Source organism: Nocardioides sp. NPDC101246, assembly GCF_044767415.1.
In the GTDB taxonomy this organism is placed as follows: Bacteria; Actinomycetota; Actinomycetes; order Propionibacteriales; family Nocardioidaceae; genus Nocardioides.
This window is the reverse complement of the sequence record NZ_JBIWNX010000017.1, coordinates 26,247-49,175: the sequence shown is the minus strand read 5'-3', so window position 1 is coordinate 49,175 and position 22,929 is coordinate 26,247. Positions and strand designations below refer to the sequence as shown.

Annotated in this window: 19 protein-coding genes and 1 riboswitch; of the genes, 6 read left to right on the top strand and 13 right to left on the bottom strand. The window is 69.1% G+C overall.

The window, feature by feature from the left end:
* Nucleotides 1–41: 41 nt before the first annotated feature.
* On the bottom strand, nt 42–458 hold the full coding sequence (locus tag ACIRON_RS25860; protein WP_402996850.1) for an organic hydroperoxide resistance protein: 417 nt from the start codon (nt 456–458) through the stop codon (nt 42–44).
* 48 nt (nt 459–506) lie between these two features.
* Between ACIRON_RS25860 and ACIRON_RS25855 the strand changes: the two genes are divergently transcribed.
* Nucleotides 507–968: a MarR family winged helix-turn-helix transcriptional regulator gene (locus ACIRON_RS25855; RefSeq protein WP_402996848.1), complete on the top strand. Its 462-nt coding sequence runs from the start codon at nt 507–509 to the stop codon at nt 966–968.
* Between the two features lie 3 nt (nt 969–971).
* Here the strand turns inward: ACIRON_RS25855 and ACIRON_RS25850 are convergent, their stop codons facing one another.
* From ACIRON_RS25850 to trpS, 4 genes are read right to left on the bottom strand one after another with little or no spacing between them, the layout of a single operon-like run.
* Entirely contained in the window at nt 972–1,196 is a 225-nt protein-coding gene (locus tag ACIRON_RS25850) for an SCO4848 family membrane protein (protein WP_402996846.1), read from the bottom strand.
* A gap of 13 nt (nt 1,197–1,209) precedes the next feature.
* Complete coding sequence (locus tag ACIRON_RS25845; RefSeq protein ID WP_402996844.1) at nt 1,210–2,103, bottom strand: YihY/virulence factor BrkB family protein; 894 nt, start codon at nt 2,101–2,103, stop codon at nt 1,210–1,212.
* A 45-nt stretch (nt 2,104–2,148) separates the two neighbouring features.
* On the bottom strand, nt 2,149–2,673 hold the full coding sequence (locus ACIRON_RS25840; protein ID WP_402996842.1) for a 2'-5' RNA ligase family protein: 525 nt from the start codon (nt 2,671–2,673) through the stop codon (nt 2,149–2,151).
* Nucleotides 2,674–2,685: 12 nt separating this feature from the next.
* On the bottom strand, nt 2,686–3,723 hold the full coding sequence (gene trpS / locus ACIRON_RS25835) for a tryptophan--tRNA ligase (protein WP_402996840.1): 1,038 nt from the start codon (nt 3,721–3,723) through the stop codon (nt 2,686–2,688).
* Nucleotides 3,724–4,163: 440 nt separating this feature from the next.
* Between trpS and ggpS the strand changes: the two genes are divergently transcribed.
* Nucleotides 4,164–6,446, top strand: coding sequence for a glucosylglycerol-phosphate synthase (gene ggpS / locus ACIRON_RS25830; protein ID WP_402996838.1), 2,283 nt, complete (start codon nt 4,164–4,166; stop codon nt 6,444–6,446).
* Here ggpS and ACIRON_RS25825 read toward each other — a convergent pair.
* Nucleotides 6,443–7,645, bottom strand: a complete 1,203-nt coding sequence (locus ACIRON_RS25825; RefSeq protein WP_402996836.1) for an MFS transporter — start codon at nt 7,643–7,645, stop codon at nt 6,443–6,445. The two genes, ggpS and ACIRON_RS25825, sit on opposite strands and share 4 nt — an antisense overlap.
* A gap of 123 nt (nt 7,646–7,768) precedes the next feature.
* On the opposite strand from ACIRON_RS25825, the gene ACIRON_RS25820 reads away from it, so the two are divergent.
* Together ACIRON_RS25820 and ACIRON_RS25815 are read left to right on the top strand one after the other, a co-directional pair.
* Nucleotides 7,769–7,981, top strand: coding sequence for a helix-turn-helix domain-containing protein (locus tag ACIRON_RS25820; RefSeq protein ID WP_091052828.1), 213 nt, complete (start codon nt 7,769–7,771; stop codon nt 7,979–7,981).
* Nucleotides 7,981–8,520, top strand: a complete 540-nt coding sequence (locus ACIRON_RS25815; protein ID WP_402996833.1) for a Clp protease N-terminal domain-containing protein — start codon at nt 7,981–7,983, stop codon at nt 8,518–8,520. Before ACIRON_RS25820 ends, ACIRON_RS25815 begins: the two co-directional genes overlap by 1 nt.
* 100 nt (nt 8,521–8,620) lie before the next feature.
* Here the strand turns inward: ACIRON_RS25815 and ACIRON_RS25810 are convergent, their stop codons facing one another.
* Both ACIRON_RS25810 and ACIRON_RS25805 read right to left on the bottom strand, forming a co-directional pair.
* Complete coding sequence (locus ACIRON_RS25810) at nt 8,621–12,181, bottom strand: ATP-binding cassette domain-containing protein (protein ID WP_402996831.1); 3,561 nt, start codon at nt 12,179–12,181, stop codon at nt 8,621–8,623.
* Nucleotides 12,182–12,378: 197 nt separating this feature from the next.
* Entirely contained in the window at nt 12,379–14,583 is a 2,205-nt protein-coding gene (locus ACIRON_RS25805) for an NADP-dependent isocitrate dehydrogenase (RefSeq protein WP_402996829.1), read from the bottom strand.
* 223 nt (nt 14,584–14,806) lie between these two features.
* On the opposite strand from ACIRON_RS25805, the gene ACIRON_RS25800 reads away from it, so the two are divergent.
* Nucleotides 14,807–15,892, top strand: a complete 1,086-nt coding sequence (locus ACIRON_RS25800; protein ID WP_402996827.1) for an MIP/aquaporin family protein — start codon at nt 14,807–14,809, stop codon at nt 15,890–15,892.
* 56 nt (nt 15,893–15,948) lie between these two features.
* Here ACIRON_RS25800 and ACIRON_RS25795 read toward each other — a convergent pair whose 3' ends face one another.
* From ACIRON_RS25795 to ACIRON_RS25775, 5 genes are all read right to left on the bottom strand, one after another.
* The gene (locus ACIRON_RS25795; protein WP_402996825.1) at nt 15,949–16,311 is read right to left on the bottom strand and encodes a DUF3017 domain-containing protein; all 363 of its coding nucleotides are present in this window, start codon (nt 16,309–16,311) and stop codon (nt 15,949–15,951) included.
* 4 nt (nt 16,312–16,315) lie between these two features.
* Nucleotides 16,316–17,167: a bifunctional methylenetetrahydrofolate dehydrogenase/methenyltetrahydrofolate cyclohydrolase gene (locus tag ACIRON_RS25790; protein WP_402996823.1), complete on the bottom strand. Its 852-nt coding sequence runs from the start codon at nt 17,165–17,167 to the stop codon at nt 16,316–16,318.
* 152 nt (nt 17,168–17,319) lie between these two features.
* Nucleotides 17,320–18,912 carry a bifunctional phosphoribosylaminoimidazolecarboxamide formyltransferase/IMP cyclohydrolase gene (gene purH / locus ACIRON_RS25785; RefSeq protein WP_402996821.1) on the bottom strand — a complete coding sequence of 531 codons (1,593 nt, stop codon included), beginning with the start codon at nt 18,910–18,912 and terminating at the stop codon, nt 17,320–17,322.
* Between the two features lie 17 nt (nt 18,913–18,929).
* Nucleotides 18,930–19,007: riboswitch (ZMP/ZTP riboswitch) on the bottom strand.
* Between the two features lie 10 nt (nt 19,008–19,017).
* Nucleotides 19,018–19,629: a phosphoribosylglycinamide formyltransferase gene (purN, locus tag ACIRON_RS25780; RefSeq protein WP_402996819.1), complete on the bottom strand. Its 612-nt coding sequence runs from the start codon at nt 19,627–19,629 to the stop codon at nt 19,018–19,020.
* Between the two features lie 9 nt (nt 19,630–19,638).
* Nucleotides 19,639–20,901 carry a DUF6350 family protein gene (locus ACIRON_RS25775; RefSeq protein WP_402996817.1) on the bottom strand — a complete coding sequence of 421 codons (1,263 nt, stop codon included), beginning with the start codon at nt 20,899–20,901 and terminating at the stop codon, nt 19,639–19,641.
* A gap of 156 nt (nt 20,902–21,057) precedes the next feature.
* Here ACIRON_RS25775 and ACIRON_RS25770 point away from each other — a divergent pair, with 156 nt between their 5' ends.
* The gene (locus ACIRON_RS25770; protein WP_402996815.1) at nt 21,058–22,890 is read left to right on the top strand and encodes a hypothetical protein; all 1,833 of its coding nucleotides are present in this window, start codon (nt 21,058–21,060) and stop codon (nt 22,888–22,890) included.
* Nucleotides 22,891–22,929 lie beyond the last annotated feature (39 nt).

Below are 22,929 nucleotides of genomic sequence, written 5' to 3'. Positions count from 1 at the left end.
GCCATCTCGGCCGCCCTAGGTGACGCCTCGGCCATCGCGGGTCAGGCGACGGTGAGCTTGACCTCGATGTTGCCGCGGGTGGCGTTGGAGTACGGGCAGACCTGGTGGGCCTGCTCGGCGAGCTGCTGGGCGGTGGTGGCGTCGGCGCCGGGGATGGTGACCTCGAGCTGCACGGCGAGGCCGAAGCCGCCCTGGCCGTTGTCGCCGATGCTCACGTCGGCGACGACCTCGGAGTCGGTCATGTCGACCTTGGCCTTGCCGGCGACCAGCTTGAGCGCGGAGTGGAAGCAGGCGGCGTACCCGGCGGCGAAGAGCTGCTCGGGGTTGGTGGCACCGCCCTCACCACCCATCTCCTTGGGGATGCGGACGTCGGCGTCGATGAGACCGTCGGTGGACTGGACGTGGCCGTTGCGGGCGTCGCCGGTGCTGACTGCGGTGGCTGTGTAGATCGGTGTCATGTGCACAACTATATTGCGCACAACTCAATAGCGCAAGGGAGTAGACTGATGGATGTGTCCGGACGTACCTATCCGCAGCTCGCGCTCGACCTGCAGCTCTGCTTCCCGTTGTACGCAGCAACCCGAGCCGTTACGAAGCGCTACGTGACGCTGCTCAAGGGGACCGGGCTGACCTATCCGCAGTATCTGGTGATGCTGGTGCTCTGGGAAAGCGAGGAGCCGCGCTCGGTGACCTCCCTCGGCCAGCGGCTACGGCTCGACTCCGGCACCCTGACGCCGCTGCTCAAGCGGCTCGAGGCCGCCGGCCTGGTGCGGCGCGACCGCGATCCCGGCGACGAGCGCCGGGTGCTGGTCAGCCTCACCGACGACGGCCGGGCCCTGGAGGAGCAGGTCTCCGGCGTACCTCAGCAGCTCGGCACCTCGATGGGGATCACCCGTGACGAGGCGCTCGCGCTGCGCGACCAGCTCACCGACCTGGTCGACCACCTCGACACGGCTGAGTCCTCCTGAGGGCTATCCCCTGGTCAGCAGCCGCTGCACGCCGAGCTTGATCAGCAGGCCGCCGAGAAGGACGTCGACGACCACGAGCACCGCGTGGGCGATGTAGTAGGGCTTCGGACGGGTCTGCTCCGGGTCCTTGGCGGTCTTGACGAGGTTGCGGCCGAAGTTGGTCCAGATCACGATCGTCCAGACCCCGATGACCAGGAGGAGAGCGCCGTCAGTCTTCTTGAGCTTCATGGGTACGACTCTCTCATCCGCCGACCACACCCTGATGTTCGGGCGTCGCGCGGACGTGGGCGTAGGAGGCGGCGTACAGGATCACCATCGAGGTGTAGTGGATCCAGACGACCAGGATGAGTGCGATCCCGAAGGCCTGGAAGGCGGGCTGCCCCTGAGTGGCCTGGAGCAGGAGGGTCGAGGCCTGCTTGAGGATCTCGAAGCCGATCGCGCCGAGCACGGCCCCGGCCCACAGGGGAAGCTTCGGGGTGTCGTTCTGGGGAGCCAGGTGGAACATCGCGAAGAAGAGCACCGTGTTGGCGGCGAGGCCGAGCACCAGGGTGAGGAGGACGATCAGCCAGCCGAAGCCTTCGTCGAGGCCGATCCAGTCCAGGACGTTGACCGAGAAGGTGCGTACGAGGCCGGTGAACGCCACCGCCACCAGCAGGATCAGGCCGAGCCCGATGAGTGCGGCCAGGTCACGGGCCTTGGCCGCCAGGAATCCCGGCTGTTCCTCCTCGGGCACCAGGAAGACCGCGTCGAGCGCCTTGCGCAGCCCGTCGATGAATCCGAGGCCGGCGTAGAGCAGACCGATGACACCGATGATCCCGACCGTTCTGGCCGCACTCTCGATGTCGGCGATCTTCAGCTGTCCTGGGCTGTCGCCGACCAGCCCGGGCAGGACATGGTCGATCGCCTCGACGAGGTCGCTCTCGGCGCCGGAGTAGACCTTGGCGATCTGGCCCACGGCGAAGAACGCGAGCGCGAGGATCGGGAAGGTCGACAGGAAGCCGAAGTAGGTGATCGCGCCGGCCTGCTGGGCGGCACCCACCTCGCCGTAGTGCTCCTGCGTACGTACCACCCGGTCCAGCGCAGGGAAGCGCTCGCGCAGCTCGGCGATCTTCGCCTTGACCTTCTCCTTGAGCATCCCGAGGTCCCCGTCCGTCGTTTCGTGAGCGGACCCGAGCCCGCCTCAGCCAGTCAGTGCTGCTCTCAGCGCGAACTCCCGCGTCGGGCGCCAGCCGTCCGTGTCGTCGTGGACATAGAGGTGGAACGCCTCGACCGACCACTCGCACTCGAAGTCGGCGAGCTCACCGAAAGCCTTGTCGAGGCTAGCGTCGGGAAGGTCGTGAGCGATCGTGACATGCGGGTGATAGGGAAACGAGAGCTTCTGGTCGAGCGGGCCCTGCCGGACCGCGTTGGCCAGCTGCTCACAGCCCGAGATGCCCTGCACGACCGCCACGAACACCACCGGCGAGACCGGCCGGAAGGTGCCGGTGCCACGCAGGTGCACGCTGAACGGGGCGACCCGCGAGGCCGCGGACTCGAGATGGCTCTCGACGTCCGGCAGCAGGTCGTCGTGGATCTCCGTCGGTGGCACAAGAGTGATGTGCGTCGGGATCATGGTCGCCGTCGCGTCCCCGAGAGACGTCCGGTAGTCCTGGAGCTGGCTCGCCCACGGCTCCGGGATAGCGATGGCAACACCGATGGTGCGCATGCGCCGACCTTACTAGCCGAGCGGCGACGCGGGGGGCACTAGGCCAACCCGCTCGTAGACGTCGGCCAGAGTCTTGCGGGCGACCACGCCTGCCTTCTCCGCACCCTGCTGCAAGATGCCGTCGAGGTACGCCCGGTCCTCGAGGACCTCGAAGGTCCTCTCCCGGAACGGGGTGACGTAGTCGACGACGACCTCGGCGAGATCCTTCTTCAGATCGCCGTAGCCCTTTCCTGCGTACTTGCCGACCAGGGTCTCGATCTCGGTGCCGGTCAGCGCGGAGTAGATCCGGAGCAGGTTGGAGACGCCCGGCTTGGCCTCCTCGTCGAAGCGGATCTCCATCTCCGAGTCGGTGACCGCGGAGCGGATCTTCTTGGCCGAGACCTTCGGGTCGTCGAGCATGTCGATCAGGCCGTTCGGGCTCGAGGCCGACTTCGACATCTTGATCGCCGGGTCCTGGAGGTCATAGATCTTCGCGACCTCCTTGAGGATGTAGGGCTCGGGCAGCCGGAACGTCTTCTTGTAACGGCTGTTGAACCGCTGTGCGAGGTCGCGGGTCAGCTCGAGGTGCTGTCGCTGGTCCTCGCCGACCGGGACGTACGCCGGGCGGTAGAGCAGGATGTCGGCGGCCATCAGCATCGGGTAGGAGAAGAGGCCGACGGAGGCCGCGCCCTCACCACCCTTGGCGGACTTGTCCTTGAACTGGGTCATCCGCCGGGCCTCGCCGAACGAGGTGATGCACTGCATCACCCAGCCGAGCTGGGCGTGCTCGGGGAGGTGTGACTGGACGAAGATCGCGGATCGCTCCGGGTCGACACCGGCGGCCAGGAGCTGGGCGGCGGCACGCCGCGTACGCTCCCGGAGCACCTTCGGGTCCTGCTCGACCGTGATCGCGTGCAGGTCGGCGATGAAGAAGAACGGCTCGTGCTCCTCCTGCAGGCTCACCCACTGCCGGACCGCGCCGAGATAGTTGCCGAGGTGGTAGGAGTCCGCCGTCGGCTGGATGCCGGAAAGGACCCTGGGCCTAGTCGTAGGAGCAGTGCTGCCGGTCATGTGCGCATTCTGTCAGCCACCCGCCGAAAGGCTCGAAATGGTGGGAGGAAGAGGATCGAGAACCGATCCGTACGAGCTGTGGACCCTGCCCGCGGCACTGATCTGCGTGCCGGCCATGAGCCTCGGCGCCCCCCGTGATCAACGTCGAGGACCGTGGTCGCCCGCGGTCTTGTTGAAGGCCGCGGGCAGGATCCGCATGCCACATCAACGACCGATCATCCACGGAGTTATCGACCAGGTGCATCCAATTTCTTACGAGTTTGTGGACCTCCTGAGAGGCTTTGCTCAGCGCAGATTCGATGCTGCGTCAACTGCCCGTTCCGGGTCTGAAACCTGCCCCTGTTAGCCTGGTTGGTCGACCCGCGGATCCTCCAAGGGGTCCGCAGCCTCGGGCCAGCTGCCGAATCGGCCTCGAGGCCAGGCGACCCTCGAGGAGATTTGTGAACGACACGTCCGCTGCCAACGCACGCATGCTGCTTGCGACCGATCTGGACGGAACCTTCCTGGCCGGCGACCCCGAGGCGAAGGTCAAGCTGTACCAGACGCTGAGCCGCCGCGAGGACGTACTGCTGTCCTTCGTCACCGGTCGTGGGCTGGAGTCGGTGCTGCCGCTGCTCGCGGACCCGACCATCCCGACGCCCGACTTCATCATCTGCGATGTCGGCGCGACCATCGTGACCGGACACGACCTGCTCGCCGTCGAGCCCATCCAGCAGGAGATCTCCGCCAAGTGGCCGGGCGAGCTGACCGTGCTCGAGAAGATCGGCGACCGCCCCGGACTGGTCCGGCAGAACGTGCCGCAGGATCGCCGGGTCTCTTACTTCTGCGACCCCGAGGCCGTCACCGACGACCTCGCCCCGCTGGTGGCGGAGATCGGCTGCGACCTGCTCTACTCCGCCAGCCACTACCTCGACGTGCTGCCCGCCGGGATCAACAAGGGCTACACCGTCACCAAGCTCGTCGAGCACCTCGGCATCCCCAAGGACCGCGTGCTGGTTGCCGGTGACACCCTCAACGACCTGTCGATGTACGACATCGGGTTCCCGGGAGTCTGCGTGGGCGAGGCCGAGGACCTGCTCCTGGACGCGACCCGCGGCAAGGAGCGTACGTTCCACGCCACCTCCCCCGGCACCGGCGGGATCCTGCAGGCGATCAGGCACTTCAACCTGCTCGACGACGAGCACATCTACGACCCGGAGAACGACGCCGACGACCCGGGGAAGTCCGACCTCGTGATGGTCTACCACCGGCTTCCCTACGACGAGGTGATCGAGGACGGGGAGGTCAAGCGCCGGCGCCCGAAGTCCCCCAACGGCATCATCCCGACGCTGCTCTCCTTCTTCACCGAGCGCACCGGGTCCTGGGTCGCCTGGTCCATCGACGACCCCAAGCGCGGCAAGTTCGCCACCCACACGGTCGTCGACCCCAAGCTCTACCCGGGCCTGGTGGCCTCCCGGCTGCCGCTGTCGAAGAAGGACGTCGACGTCTTCTACAAACGCTTCTCCAAGGAAGCGTTCTGGCCGCTGCTGCACACCTTCTGGGAACGCGCGAAGTTCAAGGAGGACGACTGGAAGGTCTACTGCCGGGTCAACCGGGCCTTCGCCGAGCAGGCGGCTGCCGAGGTGGCGTACGGAGGCATCGTCTGGATCCATGACTACAACCTGTGGATGGTGCCGGCCTACCTACGCGAGATGCGGCCGGACGTGAAGATCGCGTTCCTGCACCACACCCACTTCCCCGGCGCGGACGTGTTCAACGTGGTGCCGTGGCGCCGCGAGATCATCGGCTCGCTGCTGCAGTGCGACTACATCTCGTTCCACATCCCCCGACAGGTCGAGAACTTCGTCGACGTGGCCCGCGGCGTGGCGCCGGTCGAGGTCGTCGAGACGGAGGACTCGGCGCCGCGGTTCCGGACGTACGGCTTCGCCCTCGGCCTGGACACCATGCCCTCGGTGATCGATGTCGGTGGACGTCGGGTGCACCTGGGCGCCAACCCCGTCAGCGTCGACACGACGCGGATCGAGCAGACGCTGGCCTCCTCGGCGGTGCAAGACTCGATCGCTCGGGTGAAGGAGGAGTTCGAGGGCCAGCGGATCGCGCTGGCCGTATCCCGGCTCGACTACACCAAGGGCGTGCTGCAGCAGCTCGAGGCCTTCGAGCGGGCACTGCTCGAGGACCCGTCGTTGCTGGGTGAGCTGTCGCTGGTGCTGGTGTGCGTTCCTGCTGCCGGCGAGATGACCGTCTACAAGACGCTGCAGAACCAGATCGAGCAGGCGGTCGGGCGGATCAACGGCCGGTTCTCGCGGATGGGCTGGACGCCGGTGCACTTCTTCTTCCGGCCGATCCCGTTCGACGAGCTGCTGGCCTACTACGCCAACGCCGACATCATGTGGATCACCCCGCTGCGAGACGGCCTGAACCTGGTGGCGAAGGAGTACGCCGCGGTCCACGGTCTCCTCGGCACCAACGGCAGGCTGGTGCTCTCCGAGTTCGCCGGGGCGGCCGCCGAGCTACGTGGCGCGGTGCTGACCAACCCCCACGACGTCTCCGACATGGTCCGGGTCTTCCTGCAGGCCGTCGACATGGACGAGGCCGAGGCCAAGGACCGGATGCGCGGGTTGTGGGACACCGTCCGCCACCACGACTCCAAGGCCTGGGCCGACGGATTCCTCGCGGCGATCGAGGCGGCCACCGCCTCGGACGGCAACGAGGAGGCCTTCTAGACCCTCCGCCGGTGGATGCTGGTGCTCCACAGCAGCACCAGCATCCCGGCGGCGGCCAGGCCGGCGCCGACCAACGGCGCCTCCCGGACGCTCCAGACGTCGAGGGCCAGGCCACCGGCGAAGGCGCCGAGGGCGTTGGCGATGTTGAGGCTCGCGTGGTTCATCGCCGCGCCGAGGGTCACCGCGTCATCGGCGACGTCCATCAGGCGCACCTGCAGGTTGATCACCAGCACCGAGGCGATCGCGGTGGTCAGGAAGGCGACCGGCGCAAGCCACCACCCGGCCGGGGCGACCAGCCAGAAGAGGGTCAGCACCGCCACCATCCCGAGGCTGCTCGCGAGCAGCGATCCCATCACCGACCAGCGGGCCAGCTCCCCCGCGACCCAGGTGCCGACGACCATCCCGGTGCCGAACGCGAACACGAACCACGGCACCGCTCCCTCGGCCAGCCCGGCGGTGTCGGTGACGATCGGGGAGATGTAGGAGTACGCCGCGAACATGCCGCCGAACCCGATCGCGCCCGCGAGCATCGTCAGCCAGACCTGCTTGTTGGTGAAGAACCGGCCGGCCTCGCTGCGGCCGGTCGCGTTCGGGTCGCCCGGGAAGTGGGGCACCGAGAGCTGCACCAACACCACGGTCAGCAGGGCGAGGCCGGCTGCGGCTGCGTACGGCGCCCGCCAGCCGGCGGTCTGACCGAGCCAGGTCGCGAACGGGACACCGATCACGTTGGCGACCGAGAGCCCGAGCATCACCAGCGCGACCGCCCGGCCGCGGTGCTTCGGTGCGGCCATCGATGTCGCGACGATGGTCGCGACGCCGAAGTAGGCGCCGTGCGGGAGCCCGTCGAGGAACCGCGCGATCAGCAGCATGTGGAAGTCGACCGCCACCGCGCTGAGCACGTTGAACAGGGCGTACGCCGCCATCAGCGACAGCAGCAGTCCCTTGCGCGGAAGATGGGCGACGAAGAACGAGAGGATCGGTACGCCGACCACCACCCCGACCGCGTAGGCGCTGATCAGGTGGCCGGCCGTGGAGGTTCCGACACCGACGCCCTCGGCGATCTCGGGCAGCACACCCATCGTGACGAACTCGGTCGTACCGATCGCGAACCCGCCCGTCGCGAGGGCGAGCATGGCGATCACGAACTGGACGGGGGTGACCGGTCTCACGGCGGTCTCGGGGCTGGCGGTGTCGGTCACTACTGCCTAACCTTCAGCGATTTGTGGGCTATTCCGTGAATCGGTGTGACCCCGGTCCCGCCGACCCGGCGATCCCGTCAACCATGGTTGACATGCGTTGGCCTGTCAACCTATATTGACAGCATGACGGATGCGAAGGATCTCGCCGAGTCGGCCGCGAGCGCCGACCCGAGCACGGGGTTGCGAGCCGCGCTCGCGCTGCGTCGCCTCGCCGACTCGCTGGAGCGGCTGCAGGTGGCGAACGCCCGCCGACAGGGATGGGCCTGGCAGGAGATCGCCGACGCGCTGGAGGTCAGCCGGCAGGCGGTCCACAAGAAGTACTCGAAGGAGATGTGATGTTCGAGAGGTTCACGAAGCCCGCCCGCGATGCGGTGACCGAGGCTCAGACGTACGCCACCGAGCTCGGTCACGAGCGCATCGGCGACGACCACCTGCTGCTGGCGATCGCCTCCGGTGCCGACTCGCCCGCCGCCCGGGCGCTCACCGAGGCCGGGGTCGACGCAGGAGCGCTGCGGGCCGAGGTCGAACGGGCCCACGGGCGCCTCGGCGACGACGACGCCGACGCGCTGTCCTCGCTCGGGATCGACCTGGACGCGGTGCGCTCCAAGGTGGAGGAGGTCTTCGGCGCCGGCGCCCTGGACAGCGGGAAGCCACGCCGCCGTCTCGGCGGGCACATCCCCTTCACCAAGGACGCGAAGAAGGTCCTCGAGCTCTCGCTGCGCGAGGCGATCCGGCTCAAGGACCGCTCGATCGGCACCGAGCACCTCCTGCTCGGCATCCTTCGCGCAGAGGGGGAAGGACATGCTGCCCTACAGGCCCTCGGCGTGGATGCTGCTGCGCTGCGCCGCACGCTCGAGCACGGCGAGGCCGCCTGACGCCGAGGCGTCACCCCCGTCGACCGAGGCGTCACCCCGGTCGGCCGAGACGGCACCGAAGTGCCCACTCGAACGACGGCAGTGACGCCTCGGCAGGGGGTTAGCCGGCGAGGTGCGACCAGGAGGGTGCGAGGTCGGACCAGGGGCCTACCGCGGCGATCTCTCCGTCGACCATGACGACGACCCGGTCGGCCTGGGCGAGCGCGGCCCGCTTGGAGGTGGCTCCGATGACCGTCGTGTGCCGGTCACGCAGCGCCCGCCAGAGCTCGATCTCCGTGGCCGCGTCAAGCGCACTGGAGACGTCGTCGGCCAGGAGCAGCTCGGTGTCGGCGGCCAGCGCTCGCGCCAGGGCGAGGCGCTGGACCTGCCCCCCGGAGAGCCGTACGCCACGGTGACCGACGATCGCGTCCGCGCCGCCCGCCTCCTTGACGTCGAGCTCGAGCCGCGCGTCGGCGACCGGGCTGTCGAAGGGCCGGTCGTGGCCCAGGCGGATGTTGTCGGCGAAGGTGCCGGAGAGCACCCGTGGCACCTGGGCGACGTACGCCACCTGCCCCGGCCTCAGGAAGGACTGCGGGTCCTGGACCAGCTCGTCGTTCCACCGGATGGTGCCGGTGTGCTCGATGAGGCCGGCCAGCGACGCCAGCAGGGACGACTTCCCGGAGCCGACCTGCCCCACGAGCAGGACCAGCTCGCCGCGCGAGATCGTGAGCGAGACGTCGGAGACACCGATCGTGCCGTCGTCGTGGACCGCTGAGAGGGCCGAGAGCTCGAGGGAGTCGAGCGGCACCTGGTCGACCGGACCCGGATCCGGCGCGTCACCGGAGACCAGGTCGACGCCCGGCGGCAGATCCATCAGGTCACGACCACCGGCGAACCGGCTGGTCTCCTTCTGCCACGCACGCGTGCCCGGAGCCTCGGTGACGACCATGCCGGCCACCCGGCCGAACCAATCGAAGCCCGAGACCGCGTTGGCCACCAGCAGTGCGGTGGCCAGACCCCAGCCGCCGCCGAAGTAGATCCCCCAGGCAGCCACGACGCCGCACTGCACCATGAGCGCGGGGACCCCGTCGAGGAATGCCTGCACCCGGTGTTCCTTCACCGCTGCCTCGACCCGGCCGGAGTCGACGTGCTGCAGATGGGCGTGGACCTGCGGCGTGGCCGCGGCCAGCTTCACGGTGCGTACCGACTCCAGCGCCGAGACGACCGCGCGGCCGAACCGAGCGCGAGCGGCGGAGGAGGCCGCGGCCGAGCGGCCGGCGATCGGCCGGCCGACCGCGGAGGCCAGCGCCGAGGCGATCATGACGACCAGGAGCACGGCACCCGCGAGCGCGGTGCCGGCAAGCAGGGCGGTGATCGTCGCGATGACGAGACCGTTGACGAAGTCGACCCAGCGGTCGGCGTAGCGGGCGTAGCGGTCCGCGTCCATCGAGCGGGCGACGACCTCGCCCGCCGGCGTACGCGTCAGGCGGTGCTGGCGGGTCTGACCGTAGAGCACGGCCATCCGGGCTCGCAGCATGACCTCGATCCACCAGCGCGGGTAGCGGTAGAAGGCGTCGGCGAGCATCAGCGGCGCGGCCAGCAGGCTGACCACGAGCAGCACTGACATCACCGTCGGCCTGCCGCCGGCCTGCAGCGACTCGACGATCCGGCCCCACAGGAGCCCGGTGAAGGCACCCTGCGCACCGGTCATCGAAGCGAACAGGAAGAGCAGCGCACCCGCGACGCCCCATTCGGGGCGCAGGAACAGGGCGTGCACGATCCCGCGGGCGAGAGACGGCCCGGTGCCGACCTCGGGGACGTCCGGCGGGGCGCCCGAGCGACGCTTGCCGCCCACGTTGCCCGCCGCGACATGGTCGAGCGTGGAGTGGTCGACAGGCTTGCCGTCCGGCGACGGTGAATCGTGGTGATCGGTGCGGCTGGCTTCCAACAGGTCACGGAACGGCCCGGGCGTGGTCGCCAGCGAGGCCCGCAGGCCGTGCTGGATCACCCGGCCGTGGTCGAGCACGGCCACATGAGGCGCCCGCTCGATGGTGGAGAGCCGGTGGGCGATCAGGATGCCCGTGCGCCCGGTCAGCAGCCGGTCGGCGGCCGCGACCACCCGGCGCTCGGTGAGCGGGTCCATCCGCGCGGTCGCCTCGTCCAGCACGACCACCCGTACGTCACGCACCAGCAGTCGCGCGAAGGCGACCAGCTGCTCCTCCCCCGCCGACAACGAGGTGCCGCCGGGGCCGAGCAGGGTGTCGAGCCCGTCGGGCAGGCCCCCGACCCACTCGGAGAGCCCGAGCCGGGCGACCGCCTGCTCGATGTCCTCGCGCGGACGCTCGTCGTCGAAGAGCGCGATGTTCTCCGCGAGCGTGCCGGCCAGGATCTCGGTGCGCTGGGTCACCACCCCCACGGAGGCGCGCAGCTGCTGCAGGTCGAGGTCGCGCACGTCCACGCCACCCAGGAACACCGAGCCGCGCGGCGGCTCGACGGCCCGGGAGAGCAGCGAGGCGAGCGTCGACTTGCCCGAGCCGGTGCGGCCGACCAGGGCGATGGTGTCGCCGGCCGGAACCGTGAGCGAGATGCCCTGGAGGGCGAAGGTGCCCTCGGCGTAGGAGAAGCTCAGGTCGCGCAGGTCGACCTCCAGCGCTCCACCGTCGGGCACGGGCGCGCCGCCTTCGGGCTCCGGCTCGGAGCCCATCATCTGACGCAGCCGGATGACCGCACCGAGGCCGGCCTGGATGTCGGGCAGGTGGTTGGCGAGCATCGCGATCTGACCCACGAACGTGCTCGTGACCAGGAACAACGTCACCAGCGCGCTGATCCCGAGCCGGTCGGTCGCGGCGAGCGCGATCCCGGCGAGACCGATGCCGGCCAGCAGGGAGTGCAACAGCAGGCCGGCCCGACGGCCGACCTTGGCCTCGACCGTGACCACGGCACGGAACTTCTCGTGCACCGTCGCCGAGAGCCGCGCCACCCGGGCGACCACGTGGTCCTGGCCCAGGCTCGTGCGCAGGTCGTCACGCCCCGCGATGCCCTCCTCGAGCACGGCGGCATGGTCGGTCCAGGACGCCTCCTCGATGACCTTGAGCTCGGAGATCTTGCCCAGCAGCCGACGGATGACGAACCAGGTCACCACGGCGAGCAGCGGGAACAGGATCGCCGACGGCCACCAGGTGAAGCTGGCCACGATCCACATCGGCAGCGCCGCGAAGACCGAGCGGAACAGCATCCACAGCTGCCAGCGCAGCAGGTTGCCGACCTCGTGGGAGTCGTCGTCGACCCGGTCGAGGATCTCCCCGACGGCCTGCTCGCTCAGCTCCGAGAGCGGCTGTCGCATGGCAGCCTGGAGCACGTCCTCGCGCAGCTTGCCCTCGACCCGGTCGGAGACCCCGACCCAGGCGATCTTCGCGGTCGAGTCGACCAGCGAGGCGCCGATCACGCACAGCGCCAACCAGCCGACCAGGCTCGCGGTCGGGTTCTCGGCCAGCCGTCCGGCCACGACGGTGCCGATCGACTGACCGACCATGGCGACCGCCAGCGCGATCAGCGCGGCGACCGTCACCGGCCCCTTCAGGCGTCGCCAGTCGACCTGCCGGCTCGGGTCGGCAGGGTCGGTGGGAACTCCGAGAGCCTTGCCTGAGGCCGGCACGGGCGGAGTCGAGAGCGTCGCAGTCATCAGAAGATCACGGTATGCGTGACCACCGACACCCACCTAAAGGTTTTCCGCCCTCACCCGAGGGCAAACACGATGCTGACCTGCACCTATAGGAATCAGAAGAAAGATCTGGAGAGGAAGGTCACGTACGCCGGGAAGGTGTCCTGACAGAGCACGATGGCCCGGCACGAGTCCGTGCCGGGCCGTCGTCAGGTGGATCAGAGAGAGTCGATCGCCTCGTTGAGCGTCGCGGACGGACGCATCACGGCGGTGACCTTCGCAGGCTCAGGCAGGTAGTAGCCGCCGATGTCGGCGGGCTTGCCCTGGACCGCGAGGAGCTCCTCGACGATCTTGGCCTCGTTGGCGGCGAGGGTCTCGGCGAGACCCTTGAACGCAGCCGCGAGCTCGGTGTCCTCGGTCTGCGCGGCGAGCTCCTGGGCCCAGTAGAGGCCCAGGTAGAAGTGGGAGCCGCGGTTGTCGGTGGTGCCGAGCTTGCGACCCGGGGAGCGGTCGTTCTCGAGGAAGGTCGCGGTCGCCCGGTCGAGCGCACCGGCGAGCACCTTCGCCGCCGGGGCGGAGGCCTGCTCGGCGTACTTCTCGAACGCAGGAACCAGCGCGAAGAACTCACCCAGCGAGTCCCAGCGGAGGTAGTCCTCCTCGACCAGCTGCTGCACGTGCTTCGGCGCCGAGCCGCCCGCACCGGTCTCGAACAGACCGCCGCCGGCGATCAGCGGGACGATGGAGAGCATCTTCGCCGACGTACCGACCTCGAGGATCGGGAACAGGTCGGTGTTGTAGTCACGCAGCACGTTGCCGGTGACCGAGATGGTGTCCTCACCGTTGCGCAGGCGCTCGAGGGAGTACGCGGTGGCGAGCTCGGGCGAGAGGATCTTGATGTCCGCACCCTCGGTGTCGCCGACGATGGACGCGTCGGCGAGGTACTTGGTGACCTTGGCGATCAGCGAGGCGTCGTGGGCGCGCGACTCGTCGAGCCAGAAGATCGCCGGGGTCTTGGAGTCCCGGGCGCGGCTGACGGCGAGCTTGACCCAGTCGCGGACCGGGATGTCCTTGGTCTGGCAGGCGCGCCAGATGTCGCCGACCTCGACGTCGTGCTCGATGAGCACGTCGCCGGCCTTGTTCAGCACCCGCACGGTGCCGGCGGCCGAGATCTCGAAGGTCTTGTCGTGGGAGCCGTACTCCTCGGCCTTCTGCGCCATCAGACCCACGTTGGGGACGGTGCCGATCGTGGCCGGGTCGAGCGGGCCGTTCTTCTTCACGTCGTCGATGACGGTCTGGTAGACCCCGGCGTAGGAGGAGTCCGGGATCACCGCGAGGGTGTCGTCCTCGCCGCCGTCGACGCCCCAGAGCTTGCCGCCGTTGCGGACCAGGGCCGGGATGGAGGCGTCGATGATGACGTCGGAAGGAACGTGCAGGTTGGTGATGCCCTTGTCGGAGTTGACGTAGGACAGGCGCGGGCCCGCGGCGATGGCAGCCTCGATGGCCTTCTCGATCTCGGCGCCGTTCTCCAGGCCGGAGAGGCCCGAGAGGATCGCACCGAGGCCGTCGTTGGCGGACAGGCCGGCGGCCTGGAGGTCGGCGCCGTACTTCTCGAAGACGTCCTTGAAGTAGGCCTTCACGACGTGGCCGAAGATGATCGGGTCCGAGACCTTCATCATCGTGGCCTTCAGGTGCAGCGAGAAGAGCACGTCGTCGGCCTTGGCCTTGGCGAGCGCGTTCTCGAGGAAGGCGTGCAGGTTGGCGACGGACATGTACGTCGCGTCGACGATCTCGCCCTCGAGCACCGGCAGCTCGGCGAGCAGCGTCACCGTCTCGCCGTCGGCCTTCTCGAGCACGATGGAGAGCGTGTCTTCGGCCGGGATGGTCACGGACTTCTCGTTGGACTTGAAGTCGCGCGCACCCATCGTGGCGACGGTCGTCTGGGAGTCGTCGGAGAACGGCTTGTTGGTGTGCGGGTGGGCCTTGGCGTACGCCTTGACCGAGCCCGGCGCGCGCCGGTCGGAGTTGCCCTCACGCAGGACCGGGTTCACCGCGGAGCCCTTGACCTTGTCGTACTTGGCCCGGATCTCCTCCTCCTCGGGCGTGCTGGGCGCCTCGGGGTAGTCGGGGATCTGGTAGCCCTGGGTCTGCAGCTCCTTGATCGCGGCCTTGAGCTGCGGGATGGAGGCGGAGATGTTGGGCAGCTTGACGATGTTGGCTTCCGGCGTCTTCGCCAGCTCACCGAGCTCGCCGAGCGCGTCGTCGGCCAGGCCGAACTGGGCCAGGATGCGCGAGGCCACGGAGATGTCACGCGTCTCGACCTCGACGCCCGCCTTGGCCGCGTAGGCCGAGACGATCGGAAGGAAGGAGTACGTCGCCAGCAGCGGCGCCTCGTCGGTGTGGGTGTAGATGATTCGTGCGGCCATTGCTGTGGCTACTCCTGACGAAACGAAAGTGTCTTGACATCAAGATAACAGAGAGGGTGGCGCAACACCGCCCCGCCCCACCTAAGCACCACGATGCGCCGTCGCAAAAGAGTTACTGTGTGTCAACACCTCATGTTGTTCAGGTGACTGCTGATACCTGAGTGCTTCTCGGGTGTCGATGGGTCTGACCGACGTCAATAGACATTGAAGGGTAAAAGGGGACATGACTGAGGAATCACTGTCGGCAGCTGAGCCGACCATCATCCAGAAGCTCACAGCCGAAGTCATCGGGACATTCATCCTCGTGTTCCTCGGCTGCGGTTCAGTCGTCGCGATCTTCGCGGGCCTCACCCACGCCGGACTGCGCAACTCGCCCTGGCGCCTCGAGGTCGCGGCGGTCGGCCTGGCCTTCGGTATCGCCGTCGTCATCGGCGCCTACACCTTCGGCCGCATCTCCGGCGCCCACTTCAACCCGGCCGTGACCCTCGGCGTCGCCTCCGCCGGCCGGATCAGCTGGAAAGAAGCGGGCACCTACATCGCCGCTCAGTTCGTCGGCGCGACCCTCGGCGCGCTCGTACTGTTCCTCGTCGCGATCTCATCGGGCTACAACTCCTGGAACGACGGCGGCCTCGCCGCCAACAGCTACGGTGAGGGAGCCGGCACCGGACTCATCGGCGCGATCCTGGTCGAGCTCGTGCTCACCTTCATCTTCGTCTTCATCATCCTCGGTGTCACCGACAAGCGTGCCGGGACCAACGCCACCGCAGCGCCGTTGGCCATCGGTCTCTCGCTCGCCGCGATCCACTTCGTCGGCATCCCGCTGACCGGCACCTCGGTCAACCCCGCTCGCTCGTTCGGACCGGCACTCTTCTCGGGCACCGACGCACTGATCGACCTCCCGGTCTTCCTGATCATCCCCGCTGTCGGTGGCGCCCTCGCCGGGTTCGTCTACCCGCTGCTCTTCAACAAGGACGGCTCCGAGATCGCGGGGGCCGGCCTCGCCTTCGGCGGCGACAGCATGGCCCCGGCTCAGAGCGTCCCGACCTGGGACTCCCAGGCTGCCGCCCCGGCGGCACCCGCAGCGCCGGCGGCCGCTGCAGCCGCTCCGGCGGCCCCTGCCGCGCCCGCTGCCAACCCGACACCCCCGGCTGCAGAGACCGGCGACCGCACCATCGTCTCCGGCGGTGGCGGTGGCCAGCCGGCCTGGCAGCAGCCGACCCAGACCAGCGAGGGCGACCTCCCGGTCTACGAGCAGGACGGCTGGCGCTGGGACTACGCCAAGCAGGAATGGGTCCCGATCGAGCAGTAGTCTCGAGAAGCACGAAGGCCGCCCCTCGGGGCGGCCTTCGTCCTATTCGTACGTCTTCATTCTCCGGGAACCGTCACCGCGAGGATCCACAGCGCGCCCGCGGTCAGCGCCAGCAGGGCAACGTCGAACCAGCGGTTGCGCACCGCCAGCATCCCGGCATCCTTCGTACGCAGCACCGCCCGACCCAGCGACGCGGCCCCCACCCCGGCGGCGAGGACGATGATCCCCACCCGCCAGTGACCGAAGCCGACCAGCCCGAGACCGACGAGCGCCGCCGTCAGCACCCCGAGGTAGACGAACCCGCCGATGGTCGAGGGGAAGCCGCGTACGTCCTGGGGGGCCGTCTTCTCCTGCTCAGGCGCCACCGCCGCCGGTGCGGGAGCCTCCGGCGTGGGGGTCAGCGGGGGGTGGACGGACACGGTGTCAGAGCCTTTCGAGAGCCTTCTCGGCGCTGAGGACGATATTGGAGAGCAGCATGGCGCGTGTCATCGGACCCACCCCACCCGGGTTCGGCGACACCCACCCAGCCACGTCCCACACGTCCTCGGCCAGGTCTCCTGCGATCTTACCGTCGACCCGGGAGACACCGACGTCCAACAGGGCCGCGCCAGGCTTGACCATGTCCTTGGTGATGATCCCGGGCACGCCCGCGGCAGCCACCACGATGTCGGCGTTGCGGGTGTGGGCGGCCAGGTCGCGGGTGCCGGTGTGGCACAGGGTGACCGTGGCGTTCTCGCTACGGCGGGTGAGCAGCAGGCCCAGCGGACGCCCGACGGTCAGCCCACGGCCGACCACGACGACCTCGGCGCCCTTGATCTCGACCCCGTGACGACGCAGCAGCTCGATGCAGCCCACCGGGGTGCACGGCAGCGGCCCGTCCTCACCGAGGACCAGCTTGCCGAGGTTGACCGGGTGCAGCCCGTCGACGTCCTTCTCCGGAGCCACGCGGGAGAGCAGCGCGAACTCGTCCAGGCCGGTCGGCTGCTGCACCAGGAAGCCGGTGCACGCCGGGTCGGCGTTGAGGCGGTCGATCTCGGCCTCGACCTCTTCCTGCGTCGAGGTCCCCGGCAGGTCGACGCGGATCGACTCGATGCCGATCTCGGCGCAGTCCTTGTGCTTGGCGTTGACGTACCACCGGCTCCCCGGGTCGTCGCCGACCAGCACCGTGCCGAGGCCAGGGGTGATGCCCTGGGCCTTCAGCTTCTCGACCCGCTCTGCGAGCTCGGCCTTGATCGCCTTCAGCGTCGCGGTGCCGTCCAGCTTCTGTGCTGTCACGATGTCAATCCTGTCACTCGAGTCTCTGTATTCCTTGTACGCGACGCCGACCCGGCGCATCTTGACCAGATCAAGGCCCGAGTCGGCGCGTTCTGACACGATTTCCCGCCGAGTCGGCGCGTTAGGACGAGCCGACTCGACGGGTTTCCGGATCAGTGGGCGAAATGCCGCGTGCCGGTGAAGTACATCGTCACGCCCGCCGCCTCGCACGCCTTGATGGTGAGCTCGTCGCGGATGGAGCCACCGGGCTGGACGATCGCCTTGACGCCGGCGTCGATCAGGATCTGCGGGCCGTCCTCGAAGGGGAAGAAGGCGTCGGAGGCGGCGACGGAGCCGCGGGCGCGCTCGGAGTCCTCGGCGAGCGTGTTGGCGCGCTCGACGGCCAGGCGGCAGGAGTCGACGCGGTTGACCTGGCCCATGCCGATGCCGACCGAGGCACCGTCGGAGGCCAGCAGGATCGCGTTGGACTTGGCCGAGCGGCACGCCTTCCAGGCGAAGGCCAGGTCGGCGAGGGTGGCCTCGTCGGCGGCCTCGCCCGTGGCCAGCGTCCACGACGCCGGGTCGTCGCCCTCGGCGTCGACGTGGTCGACCTGCTGCATCAGCAGGCCACCGGAGATCGGGCGGGTCTCGACCGGGGCACGCTCGTCGGCCGGTGCGACCAGGATGCGGATGTTCTTCTTGCCCTGCAGGATCTCGACGGCGCCGTCCTCGTAGCCGGGCGCCACGATGACCTCGGTGAACACCTCGGCGACCTGCTGGGCCATCTCGACCGTCACCGGCCGGTTCGAGGCGATCACGCCACCGAAGGCGGAGACCGGGTCGCAGGCGTGCGCGCGCCGGTGGGCCTCGGCGATGTCGGCACCGACCGCCAGGCCGCACGGGTTGGCGTGCTTGATGATCGCGACCGCCGGCTCGGCGAAGTCGTTGGCAGCACGCCGGGCGGCGTCGGTGTCGGTGTAGTTGTTGTAGGACATCTCCTTGCCGTGCAGCTGCTCGGCACGGGCGAGCCCGGCGGGACCGAACCCGTTGAGGTAGAGCGCGGCCTTCTGGTGCGGGTTCTCGCCGTAGCGCAGGACGGTCGCCTTCTCGTACGTCCCGCCGACCCACGCCGGGAAGCCGGTGCCGTCGGTGCTGTCCGTGAGCACGGAGCCCATCCAGGAGGCGACGGCCACGTCGTACGTCGCGGTGTGCACGAACGCGGCCGCGGCCAACGCCTTGCGCTGGTCGTAGGTGAAGCCACCGGCGGCGACAGCGGCAAGGGTCTCGGCGTACTGCTCCGGCGAGGTCACGATCGCGACCGAGGGGTGGTTCTTGGCGGCGGCGCGGACCATCGAGGGACCGCCGATGTCGATCTGCTCGACGACCTCGTCCGGGCCGGCACCCGAGGCGACGGTCTGCACGAACGGGTAGAGGTTGGAGACGACCAGGTCGAACGGCTCGACCTCGAGCTCCTTGAGCTGCTCGACGTGGGACTCGAGGCGGCGGTCGGCGAGGATGCCGGCGTGCACGCGCGGGTGCAGCGTCTTGACCCGGCCGTCGAGGCACTCGGGGAAGCCGGTCAGGTCCTCGACCTTGGTCACCGGCAGGCCGAGCTTCTCGATCAGTGCCGCCGAGCCACCGGTCGAGACGAGCTCGACACCGGCGTCATGGAGCGCTCGGACCAGGTCCTCGAGACCGGTCTTGTCGTAGACGGACACGAGCGCCCGCTTGATTGTGATCTGGTCCTGCACAGCGATACTCCCCATCGGTCGATGAATTCGATGAGGGGCACCCAGGCGGTCGATGCCGTCTCTTTACACTCCCCGGTGGTCCCCCACCTGCGCCAGTCGTGTGCTCGTCACTCTAACCGTTCAGGCGGGCCCGAACCGAACCCGCCGGCCGTCCACGACGTAGCCCTCGTGGGCGATCCGTCCGACCGTCTCGACAAGCATCGAACGCTCGACGACCTTGATCCGCTCGTGCAGCGTCTCCTCGGTGTCGTCGTCCTCCACGGGCACCGTCACCTGGGCCATGATCATCCCGGTGTCGACCCCGGCGTCGACGACGAACAGCGTCGCCCCGGTCACCTTCACGCCGTACTCCAGCGCGTCCCGCGCCCCGTGCATCCCCGGGAACGACGGCAGCAGCGCCGGATGCGTGTTGAGCGTCTTCCCGCCGAACCGGTCCAGGAAGGCCTCCCCCACCAGCTTCATGAACCCGGCAGAGACGACAAGATCAGGCTCGTACGCAGCCACCGACTCGGCCAGCGCCGCGTCCCACTCCTCGCGCGACCCGAAGTCCTTGACCCGATGCACGAAGGTCGGGATCCCAGCATCGGTCGCCCGGGTCAGCCCCTGGATCCCGTCGCGGTCGGCACCGACCGCGACGACCTCGGCCCCGTACTCGGGGGACGCGCAGGCGTCCAGCAGGGCCTGAAGGTTGGTGCCCGAGCCGGACACGAGGACGACAAGACGAAGAGCCACGCGTAGAGACTAAGCCGCACGGTCCTCAGGCAGGGAACGCCGGTGCCACCAGGTCATCGTGAGCCCGGCGAGGAGGCCGGCGAGACCGAAGAAGGCGATGGCGTTGACGAGCACCTGCCCGGCGTACGGCCCGATGTCGGCCATCCGGCCGGGGCCGACGGAGCCGCCGGCGACACCGGACAGGATGGCGAGGAGCAGGCCGGCGACGACGCCGGCGCTGACGCCGCGGAGCGCACCCTCAGACCAGCGCAGGGTGGGCCGGACCCGGCTGACCCGGCAGACGGCCCAGAAGGCGGTGAGCGGGCCGAGCGCCATCACCGCGGCGACCCAGGCGGGCGGGGCGCCGTTGTCGGGCAGGGCGGCGAGCATCGGGAACATCGGCAGCGGCCCGAGGGTCACCGCGGTCGGGGTGACGGTGGTTCCGACACCGACCGAGAACCCCGGCCCCAGGACGTACGCACTGGAGAAGAGCACCGCGTTGGGGAGCACGAAGACGGCGAGCAGCGAGTAGAGGATGATCCCGCCGACGTCGAGGTGGAGCTGGGAGACCACGTTGACCGATGTGGTGAAGTCGGTGAAGAGGGCCGCGAAGAACACCAGCGTGCTGACCGCGAACCACCAGAGCAGGATCGACCTGACCATCACCAGTACGTCCACGGCGGCGCGCGGCAGCAGCGTGATCCAGAGCGCCGCACGGCCGGAGCCGACCGCGATCGCGGGCAGGGCCACGACCACGCAGAGCCCGACCGACCAGGCGAAGACACCGGCGATGCTCGGCGAAGTGGCCGGGGTGCCGGCGATGATCGCGGTGGCCAGCGCGGTGCCGGCGTAGCCGAGCGTGAAGAGACCGGCGACGACCGGGACGGTCAGGTCACGCTCGCCGTCGGCGAGCGCGTTGGCGTCGGGGCCGTGCAGCGAGACCGAGTCGCCGACCCGGACCGCGACCTGCCACATCGCCCAGGCGAGGACGAGAGTCAGCCCGAGCGGGACGACGGTGATCGCGACACCGGAGACGAAGACACCCGAACCGTGCCCGAGCAGCCATCCGAGCGCGGCGACACGCAGGGCGTCCGAGGGCTCACCGTGGGCTCCCATGTCGCTGATGAACCAGCCGAGGATGCCGATCGCCAGGCACACGACCAGCGTGGCGGCGGCCGTGCCGATGCCGCCGAGCAGGGCGACCGCGACCAGCGGGCGGCGGTGGCGGAGATCCTGGAGATCATCCGCCGAGAGCCCGCGGTCGGGGGTGCGAGGAGGCAGCAGCGAGGACATCGCGTCTCATCCTCGCAACCCGTGTCGTCTCGATCTCGGCGACGCGCCGCCAGGGACGTTCACCGGGTTGGTCACAGCGGTTGATACCCGCCTGTGCATCTGCGGCTATTGCCGTTCATTCGACCGAATCACCTACAGTTGACCGCTGACATGGGCATGACCACGGCAGACCACGAGACCTTCGAGGCGTTCTATCAGGACGTCCGTGGACGCCTCCTGCTCCAAACCTGGTCGCTGACCGGGGACCTGGAGGCCGCCAAGGCCGCCGTGCGCGGCGCGCTGGTCATCACCTGGCACCACTGGCGCAAGGTGAAGCCGATGGACGACTTCGAGCGCGAGGACTGGGTGCGCCCGATCGCCTGGTCCAAGGCGATCCGCAACCACTCGGTGCCCCTCCTCCACCGCGACCAGACGATCGCGCCGGAGGCCCGCCAGGCCCTCTCCGCGCTGCGCGGCCTGCCGCTCCACGACCGCAAGGTCTTCCTGCTCGGCCACCTCACCAGCGTCGACCTGGCTCAGCTGGCCCGCGAGGTCGGCACCCCGATCAGCCGCACCGAGACCGACCTGCAGGCCGCCAACGCTGCGATCTGCGCCGAGCTCGGGATCGCTCCGGAGCAGCTGCAGTCGATCTTCGACCCGCTCGTCGACGTGCTCACCGAGCAGCCCTGGCCGAAGACCTCGACGATCACCACCGCCGGCGCCGTACGCCGCCGGGTGCACACCACCATCGGCGCGGCCGCAGCCATCGCCGCCCTGGTCGGCACCGGCTTCTTCGTCGCCCAGGGCGCCGAGACCGCGCCGCGGCTCAACACGCTCTCGATGCAGTCGGCGGCCGAGGAGTTCGAGGTCGAGCCCAGCCAGATCCCCGGCAAGAAGCTGACCGCCAAGGACCTGATGACCGAGGAGGAGGTCGCGAAGATCTACGGCGGCACCTGGGCCGTCGACATCTCCTCCGACAACCTCGAGGGCACCGGCCTCACCATCCCCTGCCAGGCCGACACCTCGGCCGACAAGCGGCCGGCGGCGAGCATGGCGCGCACCTTCACCGCCAAGGCGAAGGCGACCAGCGCCGGCACCACGATCGAGTCATCGGTCGACGCGACGGCGGCGGCTGCGGCGTACAAGAAGATGCAGGGGTGGTACGCGGCGTGCGCCGAGCCCCGCTACCAGCTGCTCCTCACCGAGTCGGTCGACGGCATCGGCGACCAGGCGACCCTCTTCACCTACCGCGACTGGGAGAACAACCGGGCGGTCACCTACGGCGTCGCGCGCACCGGCAGGCACACCGCCGCGGTCACCGTGAAGACCGAGGGCAAGTCCAGCACGACCGCGGCCAGGACCTCGACGATGCTCGGCACCGCCGTCCACAACCTCTGCTCGATGCCGGGTGCGGGCGCGTGCGTGGAGACCAAGCGGCCGCGGACGACGGTGGTCCCGATCGCCACGGGCAAGGCCCCGGGGCTGATCAACGAGACCGATCTGCCGCCGGTCAGCGGGGTCGGTGACCCGTGGGAGGGCACCGAGGCGAAGGCCGCCAAGACGAACCCCGCCCAGACCCGCTGCGACAACACCGAGTTCAACGCCAAGGGCATGACCGGCGCCCAGACGCGTTCCTTCGTGATCCCCGAGACGAAGAAGAAGCTCGCGCCGACCTTCGGGCTCACCGAGACGGTCGGCAAGTTCGGCTCCGCCAAGGAGGCGCAGGCCTTCAACGTCGCGATCAAGGGCCGGCTGGACAAGTGCAGCGACAAGCAGCTCGGTAGCCACGTCACCCAGCTCGCGACCGAGTCCATCAAAGACGGCGCGATCACGGTGTGGGACATCCGGGTAGAGCTCGAGAACTCCTCGATCTACTACCGGATGGCCGCGATCCGGCGTGGCGCCAGCGTCGCCCAGATGAGCTTCGTGCCCGACGGCGACGCCGACATCAGCAACTCCGACTTCGTCGCGCTCACCAAACGCGCCGCGTACCGCCTCGACTATCTCTGAGACTCGCTGACTCTTTGTCCTCCGGATGCAACCGGAACC

Excerpts from the sequence above, each read along its gene's own strand:
- ACIRON_RS25860 (WP_402996850.1), bottom strand. The coding sequence starts at position 458 with ATGACACCGATCTACACAGCCACCGCAGTCAGCACCGGCGACGCCCGC.
- ACIRON_RS25855 (WP_402996848.1), top strand. The coding sequence starts at position 507 with ATGGATGTGTCCGGACGTACCTATCCGCAGCTCGCGCTCGACCTGCAG.
- ACIRON_RS25850 (WP_402996846.1), bottom strand. The coding sequence starts at position 1,196 with ATGAAGCTCAAGAAGACTGACGGCGCTCTCCTCCTGGTCATCGGGGTC.
- ACIRON_RS25845 (WP_402996844.1), bottom strand. The coding sequence starts at position 2,103 with ATGCTCAAGGAGAAGGTCAAGGCGAAGATCGCCGAGCTGCGCGAGCGC.
- ACIRON_RS25840 (WP_402996842.1), bottom strand. The coding sequence starts at position 2,673 with ATGCGCACCATCGGTGTTGCCATCGCTATCCCGGAGCCGTGGGCGAGC.
- trpS (WP_402996840.1), bottom strand. The coding sequence starts at position 3,723 with ATGACCGGCAGCACTGCTCCTACGACTAGGCCCAGGGTCCTTTCCGGC.
- ACIRON_RS25820 (WP_091052828.1), top strand. The coding sequence starts at position 7,769 with ATGACGGATGCGAAGGATCTCGCCGAGTCGGCCGCGAGCGCCGACCCG.
- ACIRON_RS25815 (WP_402996833.1), top strand. The coding sequence starts at position 7,981 with ATGTTCGAGAGGTTCACGAAGCCCGCCCGCGATGCGGTGACCGAGGCT.
- ACIRON_RS25810 (WP_402996831.1), bottom strand. The coding sequence starts at position 12,181 with ATGACTGCGACGCTCTCGACTCCGCCCGTGCCGGCCTCAGGCAAGGCT.
- ACIRON_RS25805 (WP_402996829.1), bottom strand. The coding sequence starts at position 14,583 with ATGGCCGCACGAATCATCTACACCCACACCGACGAGGCGCCGCTGCTG.
- ACIRON_RS25800 (WP_402996827.1), top strand. The coding sequence starts at position 14,807 with ATGACTGAGGAATCACTGTCGGCAGCTGAGCCGACCATCATCCAGAAG.
- purH (WP_402996821.1), bottom strand. The coding sequence starts at position 18,912 with ATGGGGAGTATCGCTGTGCAGGACCAGATCACAATCAAGCGGGCGCTC.
- ACIRON_RS25775 (WP_402996817.1), bottom strand. The coding sequence starts at position 20,901 with ATGTCCTCGCTGCTGCCTCCTCGCACCCCCGACCGCGGGCTCTCGGCG.
- ACIRON_RS25770 (WP_402996815.1), top strand. The coding sequence starts at position 21,058 with ATGACCACGGCAGACCACGAGACCTTCGAGGCGTTCTATCAGGACGTC.